This window comes from bacterium (genome assembly GCA_004322275.1).
Lineage (GTDB): Bacteria > Desulfobacterota > Deferrisomatia > Deferrisomatales > BM512 > SCTA01.
The window spans coordinates 17,833-36,072 of the sequence record SCTA01000007.1 but is presented as its reverse complement, the minus strand read 5'-3'; the positions used below and the strand labels follow the sequence as shown (position 1 = coordinate 36,072).

At 57.8% G+C, this 18,240-nt stretch carries 15 protein-coding genes and 1 tRNA gene; 12 read left to right on the top strand and 4 right to left on the bottom strand.

Annotated features, from left to right (window positions below; all coding sequences use genetic code 11):
- The first annotated feature begins 103 nt into the window (after positions 1-103).
- Genes EPN96_02470 through EPN96_02455 form a run of 4 tightly spaced genes read left to right on the top strand, consistent with a single transcriptional unit; the run spans position 104 to position 5,357 of the window.
- Positions 104-1,303 carry an HlyD family efflux transporter periplasmic adaptor subunit gene (locus EPN96_02470; protein TAL18171.1) on the top strand — a complete coding sequence of 400 codons (1,200 nt, stop codon included), beginning with the start codon at positions 104-106 and terminating at the stop codon, positions 1,301-1,303.
- Entirely contained in the window at positions 1,290-3,059 is a 1,770-nt protein-coding gene (locus tag EPN96_02465; GenBank protein ID TAL18170.1) for an ABC transporter ATP-binding protein, read from the top strand. Before EPN96_02470 ends, EPN96_02465 begins: the two co-directional genes overlap by 14 nt.
- Positions 3,056-4,201 carry an ABC transporter permease gene (locus EPN96_02460; protein ID TAL18169.1) on the top strand — a complete coding sequence of 382 codons (1,146 nt, stop codon included), beginning with the start codon at positions 3,056-3,058 and terminating at the stop codon, positions 4,199-4,201. Before EPN96_02465 ends, EPN96_02460 begins: the two co-directional genes overlap by 4 nt.
- Before the next feature lie 25 nt (positions 4,202-4,226).
- Positions 4,227-5,357: an ABC transporter permease gene (locus tag EPN96_02455; GenBank protein ID TAL18168.1), complete on the top strand. Its 1,131-nt coding sequence runs from the start codon at positions 4,227-4,229 to the stop codon at positions 5,355-5,357.
- On the opposite strand, the gene EPN96_02450 is transcribed toward EPN96_02455, so the two are convergent.
- Together EPN96_02450 and EPN96_02445 are read right to left on the bottom strand one after the other, a co-directional pair.
- On the bottom strand, positions 5,354-5,890 hold the full coding sequence (locus EPN96_02450) for a hypothetical protein (protein ID TAL18167.1): 537 nt from the start codon (positions 5,888-5,890) through the stop codon (positions 5,354-5,356). The two genes, EPN96_02455 and EPN96_02450, sit on opposite strands and share 4 nt — an antisense overlap.
- Before the next feature lies 1 nt (position 5,891).
- Positions 5,892-6,266, bottom strand: a complete 375-nt coding sequence (locus EPN96_02445) for a hypothetical protein (GenBank protein TAL18166.1) — start codon at positions 6,264-6,266, stop codon at positions 5,892-5,894.
- Between the two features lie 237 nt (positions 6,267-6,503).
- Here EPN96_02445 and cysK point away from each other — a divergent pair, with 237 nt between their 5' ends.
- From cysK to EPN96_02425, 4 genes are read left to right on the top strand one after another with little or no spacing between them, the layout of a single operon-like run.
- Positions 6,504-7,463 carry a cysteine synthase A gene (cysK, locus tag EPN96_02440; GenBank protein TAL18165.1) on the top strand — a complete coding sequence of 320 codons (960 nt, stop codon included), beginning with the start codon at positions 6,504-6,506 and terminating at the stop codon, positions 7,461-7,463.
- A 10-nt stretch (positions 7,464-7,473) separates the two neighbouring features.
- The gene (locus EPN96_02435; protein TAL18164.1) at positions 7,474-8,610 is read left to right on the top strand and encodes a PLP-dependent transferase; all 1,137 of its coding nucleotides are present in this window, start codon (positions 7,474-7,476) and stop codon (positions 8,608-8,610) included.
- Positions 8,611-8,615: 5 nt separating this feature from the next.
- Positions 8,616-9,761: an aminotransferase class V-fold PLP-dependent enzyme gene (locus EPN96_02430; GenBank protein TAL18163.1), complete on the top strand. Its 1,146-nt coding sequence runs from the start codon at positions 8,616-8,618 to the stop codon at positions 9,759-9,761.
- 49 nt (positions 9,762-9,810) lie between these two features.
- The gene (locus EPN96_02425) at positions 9,811-10,416 is read left to right on the top strand and encodes a DUF4136 domain-containing protein (protein TAL18162.1); all 606 of its coding nucleotides are present in this window, start codon (positions 9,811-9,813) and stop codon (positions 10,414-10,416) included.
- 113 nt (positions 10,417-10,529) lie between these two features.
- Here EPN96_02425 and EPN96_02420 read toward each other — a convergent pair whose 3' ends face one another.
- Positions 10,530-13,457 (bottom strand): hypothetical protein, encoded by a 2,928-nt coding sequence (locus EPN96_02420; GenBank protein TAL18161.1) that lies wholly within the window; start codon positions 13,455-13,457, stop codon positions 10,530-10,532.
- 424 nt (positions 13,458-13,881) lie between these two features.
- Here EPN96_02420 and EPN96_02415 point away from each other — a divergent pair, with 424 nt between their 5' ends.
- Entirely contained in the window at positions 13,882-15,735 is a 1,854-nt protein-coding gene (locus EPN96_02415) for a phosphoenolpyruvate carboxykinase (GTP) (protein TAL18160.1), read from the top strand.
- A gap of 64 nt (positions 15,736-15,799) precedes the next feature.
- Here EPN96_02415 and EPN96_02410 read toward each other — a convergent pair whose 3' ends face one another.
- Entirely contained in the window at positions 15,800-16,279 is a 480-nt protein-coding gene (locus EPN96_02410; protein ID TAL18159.1) for a VOC family protein, read from the bottom strand.
- 206 nt (positions 16,280-16,485) lie between these two features.
- On the opposite strand from EPN96_02410, the gene EPN96_02405 reads away from it, so the two are divergent.
- The 3 genes from EPN96_02405 to EPN96_02395 all read left to right on the top strand — a co-directional run bounded on the left by EPN96_02405 (position 16,486) and on the right by EPN96_02395 (position 18,182).
- Positions 16,486-16,573 (top strand) — tRNA-Ser (locus EPN96_02405).
- A gap of 320 nt (positions 16,574-16,893) precedes the next feature.
- Complete coding sequence (locus tag EPN96_02400; protein ID TAL18158.1) at positions 16,894-17,307, top strand: hypothetical protein; 414 nt, start codon at positions 16,894-16,896, stop codon at positions 17,305-17,307.
- Positions 17,308-17,699: 392 nt separating this feature from the next.
- Positions 17,700-18,182, top strand: a complete 483-nt coding sequence (locus tag EPN96_02395) for a VOC family protein (protein ID TAL18157.1) — start codon at positions 17,700-17,702, stop codon at positions 18,180-18,182.
- The last annotated feature ends 58 nt before the right edge of the window (positions 18,183-18,240 follow it).

Below are 18,240 nucleotides of genomic sequence, written 5' to 3'. Positions count from 1 at the left end.
CTTCTCCCTGCGACGCTTTGCCCCGAGGCTATTGTGTGGCTGCCGTGAAATAGTGGTAGAATGAAATCAAACGACTGCTTGAATGAGGGAGTTCACTTAGCCCATGGCGATTAAAGCGGGAAAGCCGGTTTTCATTCTTTTTCTCCTCGTTGTAGCCGGGACGGCGCTTTTTCTTTTCCTGAGCGGAAGGAACGGGGCCGCGGCGCCGGGTATCAAGATAAACGGCAACATCGAGGTAACCGACGCGAGGGTGAGCTTCAAGATCGCGGGCAGGGTCGCCGAAAGGCTCGTTTCCGAGGGTGACCGGGTTACGGCGGGGCAGTTGGTCGCCCGGCTCGACTCCGCTGACCTCGAACGGGAGATCGGCATCCGCAGCGCGGAGCTTAGATCGGCTAAAGCCCTCCTCGCGGAGCTGACGGCGGGCTCCCGGCCGGAGGAGATAGCGCAGGCGGCCCTTGAAGTGGACAGGGCGAGCGCACAACTTGACGAGCTTATCGCCGGATCGAGGCCGGAGGAGTTGAAGGCCGGGGAGGCCGGGGTGGCGAGGGCCGCGGAAGGAGTTTCGACCGCGCGCCTCGCCGAAGAGAACGCCAAAACCGAATACGAGCGGATGGAGAAGCTCTTCGCCAAAGGTTTCGTCGCCGAACGCGACCGCGACAACGCCAGGACCGCTTACGAGACGGCGAAAACGCTGTCCGGCGCCGCTAAAGCCCAGCTTGAGGAGGCAAAAGCGCGTCAGGACCTCCTGAAGGCGGGCGCCAGGGAAGAGGCCGTCACCCGTGCCCGGGCAGCCCTCTCGCAGGCGAAAGAGCGCCACTCCCTCGTCAAAAAAGGTCCCCGCTCAGAGGAGATAGAGAGCGCCAGGGCGAGAGTGAGCGGAGCAGAGGAAGGACTTTCCCTCGCCAGAACCCGCCTCGGTTACGCCGAAGCCCTCTCGCCGCTCACCGGCGTCAGCGTCACGCAAAACGTAGAGCCCGGAGAATACGTGAACCCCGGCACCCCCGTCGTCACCGTAGCAGACCTCGAAAACGTCTGGCTGCGGGGCTATATCGAGGAAACCGACCTGGGGCGCGTCAAAATCGGGCAGCGGGTGGAGGTAAAGGCCGACACCTACCCCGGCAAAAGCTACGAGGGCGCGGTGACCTTCATCTCCTCGGAGGCGGAATTCACTCCCAGAAGCGTACAGACCCAGAAGGAGAGGGTAAAGCTCGTCTACCGCATAAAGGTTTCGATTAAAAATCCCGCGATGGAGCTGAAACCGGGAATGCCCGCCGAGGGAGTAATCTTTGTTGACGCCGGATGATTCCCCGGAAGAGACGGCAGTCCTTCGCACCGAAGGACTCACGAAAAAGTTCGGCGCGCTTACGGCGGTCGATAATCTGAACCTCTCCGTGCGCCGTGGGGAAATCTTCGGCCTCGTGGGGCCGGACGGCGCGGGCAAGACCACCACCCTGCGCCTTCTCGCCTCACTCCTCGACCCCACCTCCGGCTCCGCCTCCGTCCTCGGCTTTGATACCGCCAGCCGGGCGGAGAAGATCAGGGAGTCCGTCGGCTACATGAGCCAGCGCTTCGGCCTCTACCCCGATCTCACCGTCTTCGAGAACATGGATTTTTACGCCGACATCTACGGCGTTCCCAGAAAAGGGAGGGTCGAAAAGATTGACGGCCTCCTCTCTTTCTCCCACCTCACCCCCTTCAAAAAACGGTTCGCGGAAAATCTCTCGGGTGGAATGAAGCAAAAGCTCGGCCTCGCCTGCGCCCTCCTCAACAGTCCCCGCGTGCTTCTCCTCGACGAGCCGACCAACGGCGTCGATCCCGTCTCTCGCCGCGACTTCTGGCGCATCCTTTACCGGCTTTTGCGCGACAAGGTGACCATCCTCCTCGCCACCTCCTACATGGACGAGGCGGAAAGGTGCGTCCGCATCGGTCTTCTGCACGAGGGGAAGCTCCTCGCCACCGGTTCGCCGCGAGAGGTAAAGGAGGCGGTTCTGGGGAAGTTCGAGGTCGAACCGGGCCTCGAAGAGGTCTTCGTCTCGGTCCTCTCGGGGAGCGGGGAGAAGGAATCCGGAGAGCCCGCGCCGCCGCCGGTGGAGAAGACCGGCGAAATCGCCGTAAGCGTCGAGGAAATAACCAAGACCTTCGGAGAGTTCACCGCCGTAGACCGGGTCTCCTTCGAGGTGGCGCGGGGGGAGATCTTCGGCTTCCTTGGGCCCAACGGGGCGGGAAAATCCACGACGATACGGATGCTTTGCGGGCTCATTTCGCCGAGCGGCGGGCGCGGCACGGTAGCGGGGCTCGACATTTCGACGCAGGCGGAGCTGATAAAGACAAAAATCGGCTACATGAGCCAGCGCTTCTCCCTCTACGAGGAGCTGACCGTCGAGGAAAACCTCGATTTTTTCAGCGGCATCTACCGCATTCCGGCGGCGAAAAAGCGGGAGAGAAAATCCTGGGTGATAGAGATGGCGGGCCTTGAGGGGCATACCCGAACCCCCGCCGGAGCCCTCGCGGGTGGGTGGAAACAGCGCCTCGCCCTGGGCTGCGCCATACTGCACGAACCCCCGATTGTCTTCCTGGACGAGCCCACCTCCGGAGTGGACCCCATGCGAAGGCGAAGCTTCTGGAAACTTATACGAAACCTCTCCGAGGGGGGGACAACGGTCTTCGTCACGACCCACCACATGGACGAGGCGGAGTACTGCGACAGGCTGGGGCTCATCTACAGGGGTGAACTAATCGCGCTTGGCTCTCCCGCCGCTCTGAAGCGGGAGAAAATGGCGGATAAAGTGCTGGAAATATGCTGCGCGCGTCCCGCCGAAACGATGGCGGCGCTTGAGGACCTTTCGCAGATCAGGGATCTGGCGCTCTTCGGCAGCGGCTTTCACGCCGTGGTGAGCGACGCTTCCGGGGCGAAGCTGGCGATAGAAAAGCGCCTTTCGGAAAACAACATTTCAGTGGGAGAGATAAAACAGGTCGAGCCCTCCCTCGAAGATCTCTTCATATCCCTCATAGAGGCGCGCGACCTCGCCGACGGAACCCTGTCGGAGGTGGCGGGATGAGTCTTCGGCGGCTTATCGCGGTGGCGAAAAAGGAGTTCCTCCATATTCTCAGGGACCCCAGGAGCCTTATCCTCGCCCTCGCCCTGCCGATGTTTCTCCTCTTTCTCTTCGGCTACGCCCTGACCCTGGACGTAGACCGGGTGCATATCTCGGTCTGGGACCAGAGCTCCTCCCCCCAGAGCCGTGAGCTTGCAGCCCGCTTCGAGGGGTCGCGCTACTTCGAGATACAGAGTTACGGCAGAAACTACGATGAACTTGTCGCCGGGCTCGACAAGGGCGACACCCTCGCCGCTCTCGTCATCCCCCCGGATTTCCCGGAGAAGCTAAAGACCGGCCAGACAGCGAAGGTGCAGCTCATCATCGACGGCAGCAATTCAAACACCGCCTCCATAGCATTGGGTTACGCGGAGGCGGTGGTCGAGGGGTATTCGCGGGAAGTGGCGGTGGAATCGGTGGAAAGGGCGCTGGGGGCGGGAGCGGGCGACCTTCTGACCCCGCCGCTGGAGCTTAGGCCGAGGGTCTGGTTCAACTCGGAGCTGGAGTCCAAAAACTACATCGTCCCCGGCCTTATCGCCCTCATCATAATGGTCATCGCGGGTCTTTTGACCTCGCTCACCGTTGCCCGCGAGTGGGAGCGCGGGACGATGGAGCAGCTCATTTCGACCCCGGTAAAGGGGGTTGAGATTATCGCGGGCAAGCTCCTTCCCTATTTCCTCATCGGCATGCTGGACGTTACGATGGCGGTTTTTCTCGGAAAATACCTCTTCGGCGTCCCGCTTCGCGGCAGCCTCCCCTTTCTTTTCGGCGTCTCGGCCATCTTCGTCGCGGGGGCGCTCTCGATGGGGCTTCTGATAAGCACGGTCACCAAAAACCAGTTTCTGGCCAACCAGCTCGCCTTCGTCACCACCTTCCTGCCCGCCTTCCTCCTCTCGGGGTTCGTCTACTCCCTCAGAAACGCCCCGGTGGTGGTGGAGACCATCAGCAGGATAGTCCCTGCGCGCTACTACATCACGATGATACGGGGAATCTACCTCAAGGGAATCGGCTTTCCGGTTATTGCCGAAGAGGCTCTTTACCTCACCCTCTTCGGAGTCCTCATGGCCGGGCTCTCGATTCTTAAATTCAAGAAGAAGCTAGAATAGTGACTAGCCGCATGGGACACTATTAATGTTCGAGCGCATTTTTCACATGATGAGAAAGGAGTTCATCCAGGTCTTTCGGGACAAGCGGGCGAAGTTCATCATCTTTCTTCTGCCGGTTATACAAATGCTGGTCTTCGGCTACGCGGCGACCAACGACGTAAAAAACGTCCCGACGGCGATCTACGACCTCGACGGGACCACAGAGAGCAGGGAGCTTACCTCGCGCTTCCTCGGCTCCGGCTACTTTACGGCCACCGCCTGGCCGAGGGACGAGGAGGAGATTAAAAAACTCTTCGACAAAGGCGAGGTCGGGGCGCTGCTGCGGCTGGACCCCGGCTTCGGGGCTGACGTCGCCTCCGGGAACACCGCGAGAGCGCAGATGATACTCGACGGCACCGATTCCAACACCACCTCGATGGTGCTCATCTACACCAACCGCATAATCGGCGCCTACTCCGGAGAGATTCTGGCCGACAGGGTTTCGAGAAAGCTCGGGCCTTCGCCGCCTAGGGCCGGAGTCGAACTTGTGAGCAGGGCGTGGTTCAACGAAAATCTGGAATCCAGAAACTACTTCGTCCCCGGAGTAATTGCCAACATCACTCTCATCATCACGATGACGCTGACGAGCATGGCGGTCGTACGCGAGAGGGAAATAGGTACTATAGAGCAGATACTGGTCACCCCGATCCGCCCCATCGAGCTGATACTCGGCAAGACCCTGCCCTTCGCCCTCATAGGGATAGTGGACGTAGTGCTCATCTCGGTGGTGGGCGTCTTCTGGTTCGACATTCCGATACGGGGGAACCCCCTTGTGCTCTTCATGGGCACCCTTCTCTACCTTATGAGCTCTCTCGGCGCGGGGCTTTTTCTCTCGACGGTGAGCAAGACCCAGCAGCAGGCGATGATGTCCACCTTCTTCTATAACTTCCCGGCCATCCTCCTTTCGGGCTTCGCCTTCCCGATAGAGAACATGCCCCTTTGGGTGCAGTGGATTACCTATCTGAATCCGGTACGCTATTTTCTGATTATCGTCCGGGGGGTGTTTCTGAAGGGAATCGGGCTTTCAATACTATGGCCCGAGATGGCGGGGCTGGCGGTGCTGGGCTCTTTAACTCTTCTTCTCGCCGCTTCGAGATTCAAAAAGACGCTGGCTTAGGAGCTTTTATCGGCCTCTATCTCAAGGGTTATTCCCGAATTCTTCCGTTCCATCCAGAGATACGCGCCGATTATCGACAAGGTGGTGAGTCCGGCCAGGAGGGGCTTGGCGAAGGGCAAAAAACCCGCGCCGAAGAGGTTCAGCCAGACGATCAGCATAGGCGAGCCGCAACAGCCGATCATGAAACAGCCCGCCGCCGCGATGAACCCGAAAAAGGAAACCCCCGCGACGGCGAACCCCTTCGACCGGGCGGACCTTCTCCTGAGATGCGCCCTTATCGCCCAGACGGCGAAGGCGAAGGACAGCCCGTAGGAATATCCAAGGTAGTAGCCCCCGCCCGCAAGGTATGAAGCGAGCCACTCGGCTGGGCCGTCTTCCGAGGGCAAGGCGGCCCAGCTTGAGGCGGAGGCGTCTATTTCGGGAGAAATGGCCGTCACCCAGAAAAAGTGGACGAGCACCGACGCCGCGAAAACAAGCAGCAGCGGCAGTCCACCCCTGAGAGGGCCGGATTTGCCGCTCACTTGTCGCAGCAACTCATACCGCCTTGTTGACGGAGGTAGCGACGAAGACCTGCTTCCCGTCCTCTTTAGCAACCGAACCCGCGACCTTTACCACTGTGTTTATTTCAGGCATAGCGCCCTCCCATTTCACCGGAAGAAGCGGAGGATCGCAGGGAGTCGCGCAGTCTGTCGCGCACTTTGCCGGGTCGGCCAGCCCCAGCATCTTTTCCTTGGGGAAAACCTTTATGACCTTGCCCTCGAACCTGACAGGATCGGTCGTGGAATCTTTCGCCGAAAGGAGTTCGGTAATCGTCGTGAACTTAGCCTCTTTCCCTGCCTCCGCCGCGAAAGCGACGAGGGAAACGAACGTCAGCGCAACTAAAGCCATCGATAATACTGCTTTTTTCATCTTCGTAATCTCCGTGGACAAGTCCATGCCGGACTATTTAACACCGGTTTATGGGTGATTTATATTTTTACGTTTTGCATTTACCCATCTTGACAGTGGAGTTTATGTCGGGTAATTTATCACCAAGCGAATGGATTAACAATAGCCGTGGTAGACTATAATGGAAAGATACACCTTTGACGCGCGGCGTTGCCGAATATTAGCAAAAAAATTTTCACGGATGAAAAGGAGAAGCTGATGGCCCGAATATACGACGACAATTCTTACTCCATCGGAAAAACACCCCTTGTCCGCCTGAACAAGGTCACCAAAGGGGCCAGGGCCACGGTGCTGGCGAAGATAGAAGGGCGAAACCCCTCCTACTCGGTAAAATGCCGCATAGGGGCCAACATGATCTGGGATGCGGAAAAGCGCGGCGTCCTTCGCCCCGGCATGGAGGTCGTGGAGCCGACCAGCGGCAATACCGGCATCGCTTTGGCCTTCGTCGCCGCAGCCAGAGGCTACGGGATAACCCTGACCATGCCCGAGACGATGAGCGTGGAGCGGCGGAGAGTTCTTGCCGCCCTCGGAGCCAGGCTTTTACTCACTCCCGGCGCCGAGGGGATGAAGGGGGCGATAAACCGCGCCGAGGAACTGGCCAAATCCGACCCGAACCGCTATTTCCTTCCCCAGCAGTTCAAAAATCCCGCCAACCCGGAGATACACGAGCTGACCACGGGGCCGGAGATCTGGGAAGACACCGGCGGCGCGGTTGACATCCTCGTCGCGGGCGTCGGCACCGGCGGAACGATTACCGGCATCTCCCGCTACTTCAAAAACACCAGGGGAAAAAAGATTCTCTCCGTGGCGGTAGAGCCGAAGGAGAGCCCGGTAATCTCCCAGCACAGGGCGGGAGAGCCCCTCAAGCCCGGCCCCCACAAGATTCAGGGCATAGGGGCGGGATTTCTGCCCGCGAACCTGGAGCTTGCCATCATCGACCGGGTGGAGCAGGTGGAAAGCGGGGAGGCGATCGAGTTCGCCCAGAGGCTTTCCCGCGAGGAGGGGCTGCTTGTGGGCATCTCCTCCGGCGCGGCTGCGGTCGCCGCTGTCCGCCTCGCGAAAAAAGATGAATTCGCCGGAAAAACGATCGTCGTCATCCTGCCCGACCTCGCGGAAAGATACCTCTCCACAGCGCTTTTCGAGGGTGTCGGCCAGTAGAAAGGTCACCATGAGAAGAGAAACGATACTGGCGCAGGCGGGGACGAGGCGGGACGAACGCACCGGCTCCGTCACCATGCCTATATACCAGACGGCGACCTTCAGCCACCCCGAGCTGGGAAAGAGTACCGGCTTCGATTACTCCCGGAGCGGGAACCCCACGCGGCTCGCACTGGAAGAGACGCTTGCGGGGCTCGACGGCGGCGTGCGGGGGTTCGCCTTCTCCTCCGGCCTCGCCGCCATCGACTGCCTCTTGCACCTCTTCAAGCCGGGCGACAGGCTGCTGGTCACCGAAGACCTCTACGGGGGCACTTTCCGCCTGCTGGAGAAGGTCTACAGGGATTTCGGCCTCGAAATCGAGTACGTTGACACCTCGAACGTCGAAGCGGTCAAAAAAGCGCTCGACGACGGGATAAAGGCCCTCTTCATCGAATCGCCCACCAATCCCCTGCTCAAGGTCGCCGACCTGAAGGCGCTTTCGGCGCTGGCGAAGGCGCGCGGCGCGCTCACCATCGTGGACAACACCTTTCTCACCCCGGCGCTCCTTCGCCCGCTTGAACTGGGCGCGGACATAACCGTCTACAGCGCCAGCAAGTACCTCTCCGGCCACAACGACGTGGTCGCCGGGGCAGTTGTGGCTAAAGACCCCGAGCTAGCCGACAGAATCTACTTTCACCAGAACGCCGTCGGCGGGGTTCTCGGGCCGCAGGACTCCTGGCTGGTCCTCCGGGGTCTCAAGACCCTTTCGGTCAGGCTTGAGCGGCAGCAGAAAAACGCCCTCGAAGTCGCAAAATTCCTCGAAAAGCACCCGAGGGTCGCGAAGGTCCACTACCCCGGCCTTGAAAGCCACCCCGGACACGCTATTCTGAAAGAGCAGTCGGAGGGATTCGGCGCAATGGTCTCCTTCGAGGTGACGATAAACGAGCTTGTGAGGGGGATACTCTCCTCCGTGGAGGTTTTTCTCTTCGCCGAGTCCCTTGGCGGCGTGGAATCGCTCATCACCTTCCCCTCCGTCCAGACCCACGCCGACATCGAGGAGAGCGTAAGGGAGCGGCTGGGGATAAACGACCGGCTCCTTCGCCTCTCGATAGGGATTGAGAATTCCGAAGACTTGATTAGGGACCTGAACCGCGCCCTGGGGGGCTGACTGACATGGACGATAAAACGAGAATACTACATAACGACCACGACATCGACCCCGTCACGGGTGCATCGAGCATTCCCATATATCAGGTCTCGACCTACGCGCAAAAAGATCCGCTCGCTATGGGCCACTATCAGTACGCCAGGGGGCAAAACCCCACCCGGGAGGCGCTGGAGGGCACCGTCGCACTGCTGGAAAACGGCAAGCTGGGAATGGCCTTCCCCTCTGGGATGGCGGCCATCTCCACGGCCCTCCTTCTTTTCAGTCCCGGCGATCATCTTGTCGTCTCAACGGACATCTACGGCGGCACCTTCCGCATACTGACGGGGCTTTTCAAGCGCTGGGGGCTCGAAGCGACTTTCGTGGACATGACCGACCCGGCTCTCGTGGAGGCGGCGGTAACCCCGAAGACGAAGGCCCTTTTCGTCGAGACGCCCTCGAACCCGACGCTCACGATAACCGATTTGAGGGAGATGGCGCGGATAGCTAAGGAAAAGGGGCTTCTCACGCTCATAGACAACACCTTCATGACGCCCTACCTGCAAAAGCCGCTCGATTTCGGCTTCGACATCTCCCTCCACAGCGCCACCAAGTTTCTCGGCGGCCACAGCGACCTGATCGCCGGGATAGCCGTGACGAGGGAAGAGCTTTTGGGAAAGCGCTTGAAAGATATCCAGAACTCTTTCGGGTCGATACTCGGGCCGCAGGACTCCTGGCTGGTCCTTCGCGGGATAAAGACCCTCTCGGCGAGGCTGGAGGCGCAGCAAAAGACCGCCGGGGAGCTTGCGAAATGGCTTTCCGGGCTTTCCACCGTAAGGCGCGTCTACTACCCTGCCCTCCCCTCCCATCCCGGAAGCGAAATACACCTCGGCCAGTCAAGGGGCGGCGGCGCGATAGTCTCCTTTGAGCTGCCGGACGGTAAAACCGCGCACTCTTTCATGAAGGCGCTGAAACTTCCCCTCATCGCCATCAGCCTCGGCGGCTGCGAGTCGATACTCTCCTACCCGGCGACGATGTCGCATTCGGCTATGCCGCGCGAGGAGCGGTACGCGAGGGGAATTTCCGACGGTCTCGTCAGGCTCTCGGTAGGTCTTGAAAGCGCGGAGGATTTGAAGGAGGATATCGAGCAGGCCTTGAAAAGCTCCCGGGCTTAGAGGTCTGGACTTAGACGCTTTAAACAGACGTTCTTCAAGGGGGGATACCATGAAAAGAAAGTGTGATTTTCTCGCTTTGTGGCTGCTTATTTTCCTCGCGACGGGATGCGGGCAGCGTATTTCTTCCCACGTCGTCAGATTCAGCGGCCTTCCCGCCGGCGTTTCCTCCAAAACCTTTTACTTCACCCCGTCAGAGCAGCAAAAGGGAAGCCTTGAATTTGAAAGGTACGCCGCTTCGATTTCATCAAGGTTGGTAAAAACAGGCTTTGTCCGCGCGGATAAAAGTGAAAACGCCGATTATCTCATCGCCATTGAGTACGGGATTGACGGCGCCAGAGAAATTACCGGCCAGACGCTGCTGTACGACAGGGGGGACTCCAACTTCGCGGGCGGCAAAAAGCCGAGGCGCGAAATAGTCGGCCATGCGCCTTACGATTATTCGATGCACGACAGATTCTTTAAAATCAAGTTGCTGGACAACAGAAAATCAACGCCCGATAAACCGGTAAACGCCTACGAGGCCAAGATCACGAGCACCGGGACCAGCCCTTCCTTCGCGGCGGTCTCCGAGTGTATTTTCGACTCGCTGTTCAAGAATTTCTTCAAGGAAGGCACCGAAACGATCTCCATCAACGCCTCCAGGTGCCTGAAATAAAGCTGCAACAAAATCCGGCCGGATTGCAAAAGAGGAGGCGCTCGTTGAAAGCGCCTCCTCTTTGTTTTTACTTATCCTGCGATCGTGGAAAAATTCCTGCCCTAAAGACTCGCTCAATGCCTGTTCAGGCGATCGTCCCCGTATTGTGCACGCGCCTCGCTCAATAGCCGCTCAAGCATCTGAAGTTCGGTCTCCTGATCAAAGTCAATAAGCGCCACTGAGGACAAAGCAGACCCGGACGGCCCGCAGGAGAGGAATTGCGGCTCCCAATCGAGGTTCGGTACGAAACTGACGGGGGAGATATCCGCTATGCAGTTGGACGACAGGTTCAGATTGACGAGGCTCTTAAGGCTGGACAGGGGAGTAACGTCGCTGAGCCTGTTTGAGTTCAGGTAAAGGGTGGCCAAACCCGCCATGCCGACGAGGGGCGAAGTATCGCTTATATAGTTGCCGGCGAGGGAGAGAGACGACATGGCCGTCATGCCGGAAAGAGCGGAGATATCGGCGACCCGGTTGAAGTTGAGGGAGAGCACCTTGAGGTTCGTCAGACCTGAGAGAGGAGAGATGTCGCTGACGACGTTCCCGTAAAAGTTTAGTTCCGTCAGGTTGGTCAGACCGGCAAGGGGCGAGATGTCGCTTATCTGGTTGTGGTAAAAATGGAGCACTTTCAATTTCGTCAGTCCTGCTACCGGTGAGATATCGTTCAGGTTGAGTGCGGTTATGACGAGATGCTCCAGGTTCGTCAAACCTGAGATAGGCGAAATATCGCTGGAATTGTTCATGGAGAGGTACAGGTACTTAAGACCGGTAAGGTTAGAAACCGGAGAAAAGTCACCGATCTGGTTCTTGAAGAGGACAAGGAAGGTCAATTTGGTCTTGTCGGCCAAAGGCGAAATATCGACTATTTGGTTGTCTCCAAGGTCCAGGAAAGTCAATTCCGTCATTCCGGTAACAGACGCAATATCTACGACCTTGTTTTCCGAAATGCCAAGTCTGGTAAGGTTTGTCATGCTTGAGAGAGGCGAAACGTCGATGATCTGATTGTGCCATAATTCGAGATATGTAAGGTCCGTCATGTCTGAAAGAGGCGAGATGTCGCTTATCTGATTGTAGAAAAGACCAAGCGTGGTCAGTTTCGTCAACCCCGAGAGCGGGGAAACATCGCTTATCAGGTTGTTCCCGAGACCAATGCCAGTGAGATTGGTCAGCCCCGAAAGCGGGGAGAGGTCGCTTATCTGGTTTCGCCAGAGGTATAGGGTATTCAGATTAACAAAGGCTTCGATGCCGCCGAGGGAGACTATCGATCGTTCGTCGCAGGAAAGGAACGTGAGGGGTTCGAGGAGTGCATATGTGAGCGGCTCCGTGGTATTTTCCAGGTGTTCCCTGACGCACGCTTCAAGGTTGGGATCGGCGAAGGTTACGACCTCGTTCAGTTTCCAGGCCGCCAGCAGTTCCTCTTTTACCTCATCCAGCAGCGCTGTGGAATCGGGTTTGCCCTCCTTCATCTGGCTGTGGTCGTAATCGAGAATCGACCAGGTCCTGAGCGCCCTGCTTTGTTCTGGCGTCGACCGGAAGAGGGAGGAGTTTTCCGGGACAACGCCGTCGTTTTCGTAACCCGCTTCCCGCATCAGCTTGTGCAGTGAGTTGTAGATCCCGTGGCCGCTGCCCGACAGATCCCAGGAGCCAAGAGCTACGATGCGGCTGTCGAAACCGGTGTTTTCGTTCAGTCTGTAAATAAAATTGGCGGAGGTGTCGGCGGGAGCGGCTCCGCCCATGACGCCGTCCCAGGCAAGGTCCCTGCCGCCCTCGGTTCCGTTTATCAGTTCTGAGAGGTTGGCGGGCATCGCTACCTGCCAGTTGCTTGAGGTCGAACCGTCGGTTCTGGTGAGGGTCTGAAATTCGGGGCTCGCCAGGGGAGTTCCCCGGTGAGGCGTCGCCAGAGTGATGATTCTGGATACTTTGCCTCTTACCTCGTCTTTTACTCCGGGGTCGGGCTCGGAGGTGAAACCGGTGGTGTCCGAGAGCGCCGAACGCGCCACGAGACCGCCCACGGAGTGGCTTAAGATCACCGCGCTGGGATAGGCATCGAGTTTATCCGCTATCTTTAGCGCCAGATTGTTGCCGCTTCTGGCCAGGGGATCGCCCAGGTAGTAGACGAAACCATAGAGGTCGAACTTTTCGGCTAGATTACCGGAATAGAAATACTCCAGAAAATCGTTCCAGTAGGGCGTCAGGTTGCCGGGGATGTTGTCCGTGGACCAGAAGGAGCCGAAATTGCCCGCCGCCGCGTCGATGCCGTGCACAAGAATAAGGGCCTGCTTTCCGCCGTAAGATACGACGGAGTCGCCGGTGTCGAAATACTCCGCGTTGCCGCCGGTAAAACCCGTGACCCGGTAGAGCTTTCCTCCGCCGAGTCCCGCTTCGAGGGCCGCGGCCTGCTCTCCCGAATTGACGATCACCGACCTGATGTTCAAAACCTGCGGGGTTGCTTCTTCGGCGTTTCTCGCAGTTATTGCGCCCTGATCCTCCAGATATTTATTGTGGATGAAGGCTGTCGTCTTCCCGCTTTCGTCCGCGACCGCCGGAGCGGCGAGTCTGCCTATAACCGTTCCGTCAACCTCGACGGTTATGTAGACCATCAGAAGATCGCCCGGAACGGCGGCGCTTCTGGAAGCCAGGGAGTCCATCGGGATGTCGATGGCAATACCGGCAGCCTCTCCCTCCGGGTTTTCGGAAGGCGCACTGAGAGCGTCATAGGGCATGCTGAGTTCGACGACTTTAGATTCCGCCGTGACGCCTTCACCCAGTTCCCCGGCGGCGGCCTCGCGCACGGTAACAGTCAGAGGCGCAGCAGAGGCGAGGACCGAGGGATCGACCGCCACCGAAGACCCGTCGCCGGTGACTATGCTGCCGCCCTCCGCGCCCACTGTACCTGTCTTCTGGGAAAGGCTCCCATCGTTCGCGGTTTTCCCGCCCCCGTCGCTGCAGGAGGCCAGAAGTACAATGGCCACAAAGGAAAGCAAAGACAGTATCCGCCTCATGAGATTCCTCCCTCTGAAACTAAAGAAAGCCGCCCGCTCCGGTTATCGGTTCCGGCGCGATGCGGCTTTCACTCGGTGTCTTTCAGTCCGTTCACCCAAAATTCAGCCCCCGGATGAAAATATTATCGCAACGTGACCTGATTCGTTTACGGTGGCGGCCTATTCAGACAATTTACGTACACCAAGGCGAAAAGATACTTAAAAATGCAACTTAATAATCAGGCGTGAAATGGTATTCATTTAGATCTAACGAAACACCGCTTCCGGCCAAAACCTCTTTGAAAGCTTCCGGTCGCCCCGCCCTGTCTGCTCTGCAATCCACCCACAGTCTGAAATTTTTTTATCCGTTTTCGCGCCGCAATGTGTAATCATGTGTCCGCATTCATTTTGTTCAACTCTTTCAATGAAAGCGGAAGATTAAAAGATGACCAGTTCTCCGATTTCATCCAGGCAAAAAGACTCTCCCCAGTCACGGCATCAAAAACTGCTCTCCTGGGTGGCCGAAGTAGCCGCCCTGACCCAGCCCGACCGCATACACTGGTGCGACGGCTCCGACGAGGAATACGAGACTCTCTGCGCCGAGCTGGTGCGCTCGGGAACCTTTCGCAAACTGAGCGAGGAGAAGCGGCCGGGGTGTTATCTGGCTTGGTCCGATCCGAGCGACGTGGCGAGGGTGGAGGACCGCACCTTTGTCTGCAGCCAGAAGAAGGTTGACGCGGGGCCCACCAACAACTGGATGGACCCGGCGAAGATGAAGGCGAAGCTGAACGGGCTCTTCTACGGCTGCATGCGCGGGCGCACGATGTACGTGACGCCCTTCTGCATGGGGCCGCTGGGCTCACCGCTCTCCCGCCTTGGCGTCGAGCTGACCGATTCGGCCTACGTGGCGGTTTCGATGCGGATAATGACACGCATGGGGTCGGCGGTGCTCGACCAGCTTAAAGAGGACGGCGATTTCGTCAAGTGTCTCCACTCCGTCGGCATGCCTCTGGCTCCGGGCCAGCCCGACGTGCCTTGGCCCTGCAACAAGGATCAGAAATACATCAGCCATTTCCCGGAGGAACGCGAGATATGGTCCTTCGGCAGCGGCTACGGCGGCAACGCTCTTTTGGGCAAGAAATGCTTCGCCCTGCGCATCGCCTCCGTGATGGCGCGCGACGAGGGGTGGCTGGCCGAGCACATGCTGATTCTGGGCGTCAAACCCCCCAAGGGGGAAAAGCTTTACGTGGTCGGCGCGTTCCCCAGCGCCTGCGGAAAGACTAACTTCGCGATGCTCATCCCTCCCCCGGCCTTCGAGGGGTGGGAGGTTACGACCGTTGGCGACGACATCGCCTGGATACAGCCCGGCCAGGACGGCAAATTCTACGCTATCAATCCCGAGGCGGGCTTCTTCGGCGTCGTGCCCGGCACCAACTGGCACTCCAACCCCAACGCCATGACGACGATGAAGAAAAACTGCCTCTTCACCAACGTCGCGCTCACCCCCGACGGCGACGTCTGGTGGGAGGGACTGACGGAAACGCCTCCCCCCGAGCTCACCGACTGGACAGGCAGGGAGTGGACTCCCGGCTGCGGGCGGCCCGCCGCGCATCCGAATTCCCGCTTCACCGCCCCAGCCCGCCAGTGCCCCTCCATCGATCCCGACTGGGAAAAGCCTGAGGGCGTCCCCGTCTCCGCCGTAATCTTCGGCGGCCGAAGGAGCAATACGGCTCCGCTCGTCCTGGGAGCCTTCAACTGGGATTTCGGCGTCTACCTCGCTGCGGCGATGGGCTCGGAGACCACCGCGGCGGCGGCGGGCAAGATCGGCGAGGTGCGGCGCGACCCCTTCGCCATGCTCCCCTTCTGCGGCTACAACATGGGCGATTACATCAGCCACTGGCTGACGATGGGACACGCCGTGCCCGATCCGCCCCGCATCTTTCTCGTCAACTGGTTCCGCAAGGATGAGCACGGAAAATTCATGTGGCCCGGCTTCGGCGAAAACATGCGCGTCTTAAAATGGGTCGTTGACAGGTGCGAGGGGCAGGGACGGTCGATTCACAGCCCCATCGGCTACATGCCCTTCCACGACGACATCGACTGGCGCGGGCTCGATTTTCCGATGGAAAGCTTCGTCAAGCTGATGAGCATCGAACGCGAGGCGTGGCTGGAGGAATTCGTTGCCCACGAAGGGCTTTTCATGAAGCTCTACGACCACCTTCCCAAAGAGTTCGAGCACATACGCGGGCTTTTGCTGGCGCGGCTGTGGCGGTCGCCGGACCGCTGGGTAAATCCCTGAGAGGCTGCGAGCTTCACAAATACCCGCGAGCGTCTCTGACAAGAAACGACAATGAGGGAGCTGATTATTTTCCCTCCGCCGCCCGCTTAAGCGCCGCTATATCTAATTTTTTCATTTTGAGGAAAGCCTGGGTTACCCGGGCTATCTTCTTTTCGTCTTTGCTTCGCATAATCTCGCCAAGGGCGGTTGGGACAATCTGCCACGAAAGCCCGTATTTGTCCTTGAGCCAGCCGCACTGCTCGGCTTCGGGGACTGCGGAAAGTTTTCCCCAGTAGTAGTCGATTTCCTCCTGGGTATCGCAATTCACCATGAAGGAGACGGACTCGTTGAACCTGAACAAAGGCCCGGCGCTTATGGCCATGAACGGCTGTCCGGCGAGCTCGAACGAAACCACGTCGCAGTCTCCGGACGGGGTGTCGCGTAGCGTCGTCACGTTCGTGATTCTGGAATCAGGGAACACGGAGACGTAGAATTCGGCCGCCTCTACGGCCTCTTTGTCGTACCAAAGATGCGGAGTTATTTTCAGGCTAAGGCTTTTAGACATATTCAGACCTCCTCTGCAAACCCCCTGGAACCGCCTTCGTAACCCCCAGTTTACCGCGGTATTTCCAAACCGCCTGCTTTTGGGCAAAACGACCGGGGCGTTCCGGCCGCGTTTTGACGAAGCATGATTTTCCGGCGAGAAGACCCCAAGTCACTTGCCCGGCGTCGTTTGTTTACTGTAGTATTCAAAATCTCGAAGAAAAGTGCGGAGGGGTGGCCGAGCGGTTTAAGGCGACGGTCTTGAAAACCGTTGATGTGAAAGCATCCCAGGGTTCGAATCCCTGCCCCTCCGCCATCAAGCTTCGCCTTTGGCCGAACCACCGCGTCGTTTCTCGTTCGCGTGGCTCGCCGTATTGCCGCATACTGTCTCGCCACGCTCTCTGCGGACTCCTTGTATTTCGGCCAAAATCGAAGCTTGAAGAAGGTAACAGGGGTTGGGGTGAGACACGTAGGTCGGCTTGAGGAACGAAAGCCGACAAAACCTCAAACGCGAAACAGGAAAAACCAGCGGAAGACGTCAACGAGAACCGCGCGAAAATTAGAACGTAAAACAGCTAATGAAGTGTCGGCTTTCGTACCTCAATCCGACCTACGCGACTAGTAAAGGAGGACAAGATGCCTATGCAGCCCACTAACGACCTCCAAGATCCAGATATTGCCCAGCTATTACGTGCTCTTGAATCACTTACGCCAACTATTCGTACCTTTCGTGAAGGGAATCTACTTGGTATGTGTATTGGAGGTGTAGCTTTTTTGTCTGGGGCTTTAGCATCTTTCCTGGGCCTTTCTGGTTCCGTTGACTGGATTTTCAGGGCCGGGTCAATTTCGTCAAAACTTGTAAATGCAAGTCCAGGTGTGATTTTCGCTGCTATGGGTATGATCATCATGTTGCGGTACAAACCGAGAGTGCGTACTGAAGTAGAAATTAACGTCAATAGATCGCATTCTGTAAAAAACCCTGACATAAAAACGATGGAGGCCAGTATTCGGTACACAGGCACAGCTTCCACACCTATTAGCAGCAAATGATGCAAGAAAGTCTTGGTCTCAAGAAGTAGCAGCCACCTAATATAATTGACTTAGTATAGCGCCCCAGGACGGCTGAATTGGGGGAGGCTGAATTGGGGCAGTATACTTAATTAGGCTGAATTGAGGCTGAATTGGGGCAGTATACTTAATTGCCTGAATTATGACAGTATACTTAATTCACTTCTATCTTAACCGTCCACGTTCCCATATCCGCCTCCGACGGCTCGCCGTATTGCCGCATACTGTCTCGCCACGCTCTCTGCGGACTCCTTGTATTTCGGCCAAAATCGAAGCTTGAAGAAGGTAACAGGAGTATAATTAAAATTTAAGAGAATTTGCCGCCAAAGCGTTCCAATGGAAGATTTGGTAAAATAACGCTAACGGGAAAATATATGACCTCAAAAAGTAAATTGCTACGGATGGACAATGTTGGCATCGTGGTAGAATCCCTCGATGAGGCCATCTCTTTTTTCACCGAGCTTGGCCTGAAGCTTGAGGGGCGAGCCACAGTCGAAGGAGAATGGGCCGGGCGCGTTACCGGACTCGGCAACCAGCAAGTCGAGATCGCCATGATGGTCACCCCCGATGGCCACAGCCGGCTTGAGCTCTCGCGATTTCTCACCCCGCCTGTAGTCTCCGATCATCGGAACGCTCCTGTGAACGCTCTGGGCTACCTGCGCGTTATGTTCGCTGTCACTGATATCAATGACACCATTGCTCGCCTCAAGAAACACGGAGCAGAACTTATCGGCGAGGTGGTGAACTATGAGAATATATATTTGCTCTGCTATCTCCGCGGCCCCGAAGGAATCATCATTGCGCTCGCCGAACAGCTTGGGGAGAAATCGGTAAAGGATGTTTTAAGAAAATCCTGACGAAAGAATTTGCCGCCAATACGTAATAAAGCCTGCCGGACACGGCAGGCTTTATTAT

What these genes read in the sequence shown, in the direction of transcription:
- EPN96_02470 (TAL18171.1), top strand. Translation starts at nt 104, where the DNA reads ATGGCGATTAAAGCGGGAAAGCCGGTTTTCATTCTTTTTCTCCTCGTT.
- EPN96_02445 (TAL18166.1), bottom strand. Translation starts at nt 6,266, where the DNA reads ATGAAAAAAGCAGTATTATCGATGGCTTTAGTTGCGCTGACGTTCGTT.
- EPN96_02420 (TAL18161.1), bottom strand. Translation starts at nt 13,457, where the DNA reads ATGAGGCGGATACTGTCTTTGCTTTCCTTTGTGGCCATTGTACTTCTG.
- EPN96_02435 (TAL18164.1), top strand. Translation starts at nt 7,474, where the DNA reads ATGAGAAGAGAAACGATACTGGCGCAGGCGGGGACGAGGCGGGACGAA.
- EPN96_02425 (TAL18162.1), top strand. Translation starts at nt 9,811, where the DNA reads ATGAAAAGAAAGTGTGATTTTCTCGCTTTGTGGCTGCTTATTTTCCTC.
- EPN96_02455 (TAL18168.1), top strand. Translation starts at nt 4,227, where the DNA reads ATGTTCGAGCGCATTTTTCACATGATGAGAAAGGAGTTCATCCAGGTC.
- EPN96_02430 (TAL18163.1), top strand. Translation starts at nt 8,616, where the DNA reads ATGGACGATAAAACGAGAATACTACATAACGACCACGACATCGACCCC.
- EPN96_02395 (TAL18157.1), top strand. Translation starts at nt 17,700, where the DNA reads ATGACCTCAAAAAGTAAATTGCTACGGATGGACAATGTTGGCATCGTG.
- EPN96_02410 (TAL18159.1), bottom strand. Translation starts at nt 16,279, where the DNA reads ATGTCTAAAAGCCTTAGCCTGAAAATAACTCCGCATCTTTGGTACGAC.
- EPN96_02460 (TAL18169.1), top strand. Translation starts at nt 3,056, where the DNA reads ATGAGTCTTCGGCGGCTTATCGCGGTGGCGAAAAAGGAGTTCCTCCAT.
- EPN96_02415 (TAL18160.1), top strand. Translation starts at nt 13,882, where the DNA reads ATGACCAGTTCTCCGATTTCATCCAGGCAAAAAGACTCTCCCCAGTCA.
- EPN96_02400 (TAL18158.1), top strand. Translation starts at nt 16,894, where the DNA reads ATGCCTATGCAGCCCACTAACGACCTCCAAGATCCAGATATTGCCCAG.
- cysK (TAL18165.1), top strand. Translation starts at nt 6,504, where the DNA reads ATGGCCCGAATATACGACGACAATTCTTACTCCATCGGAAAAACACCC.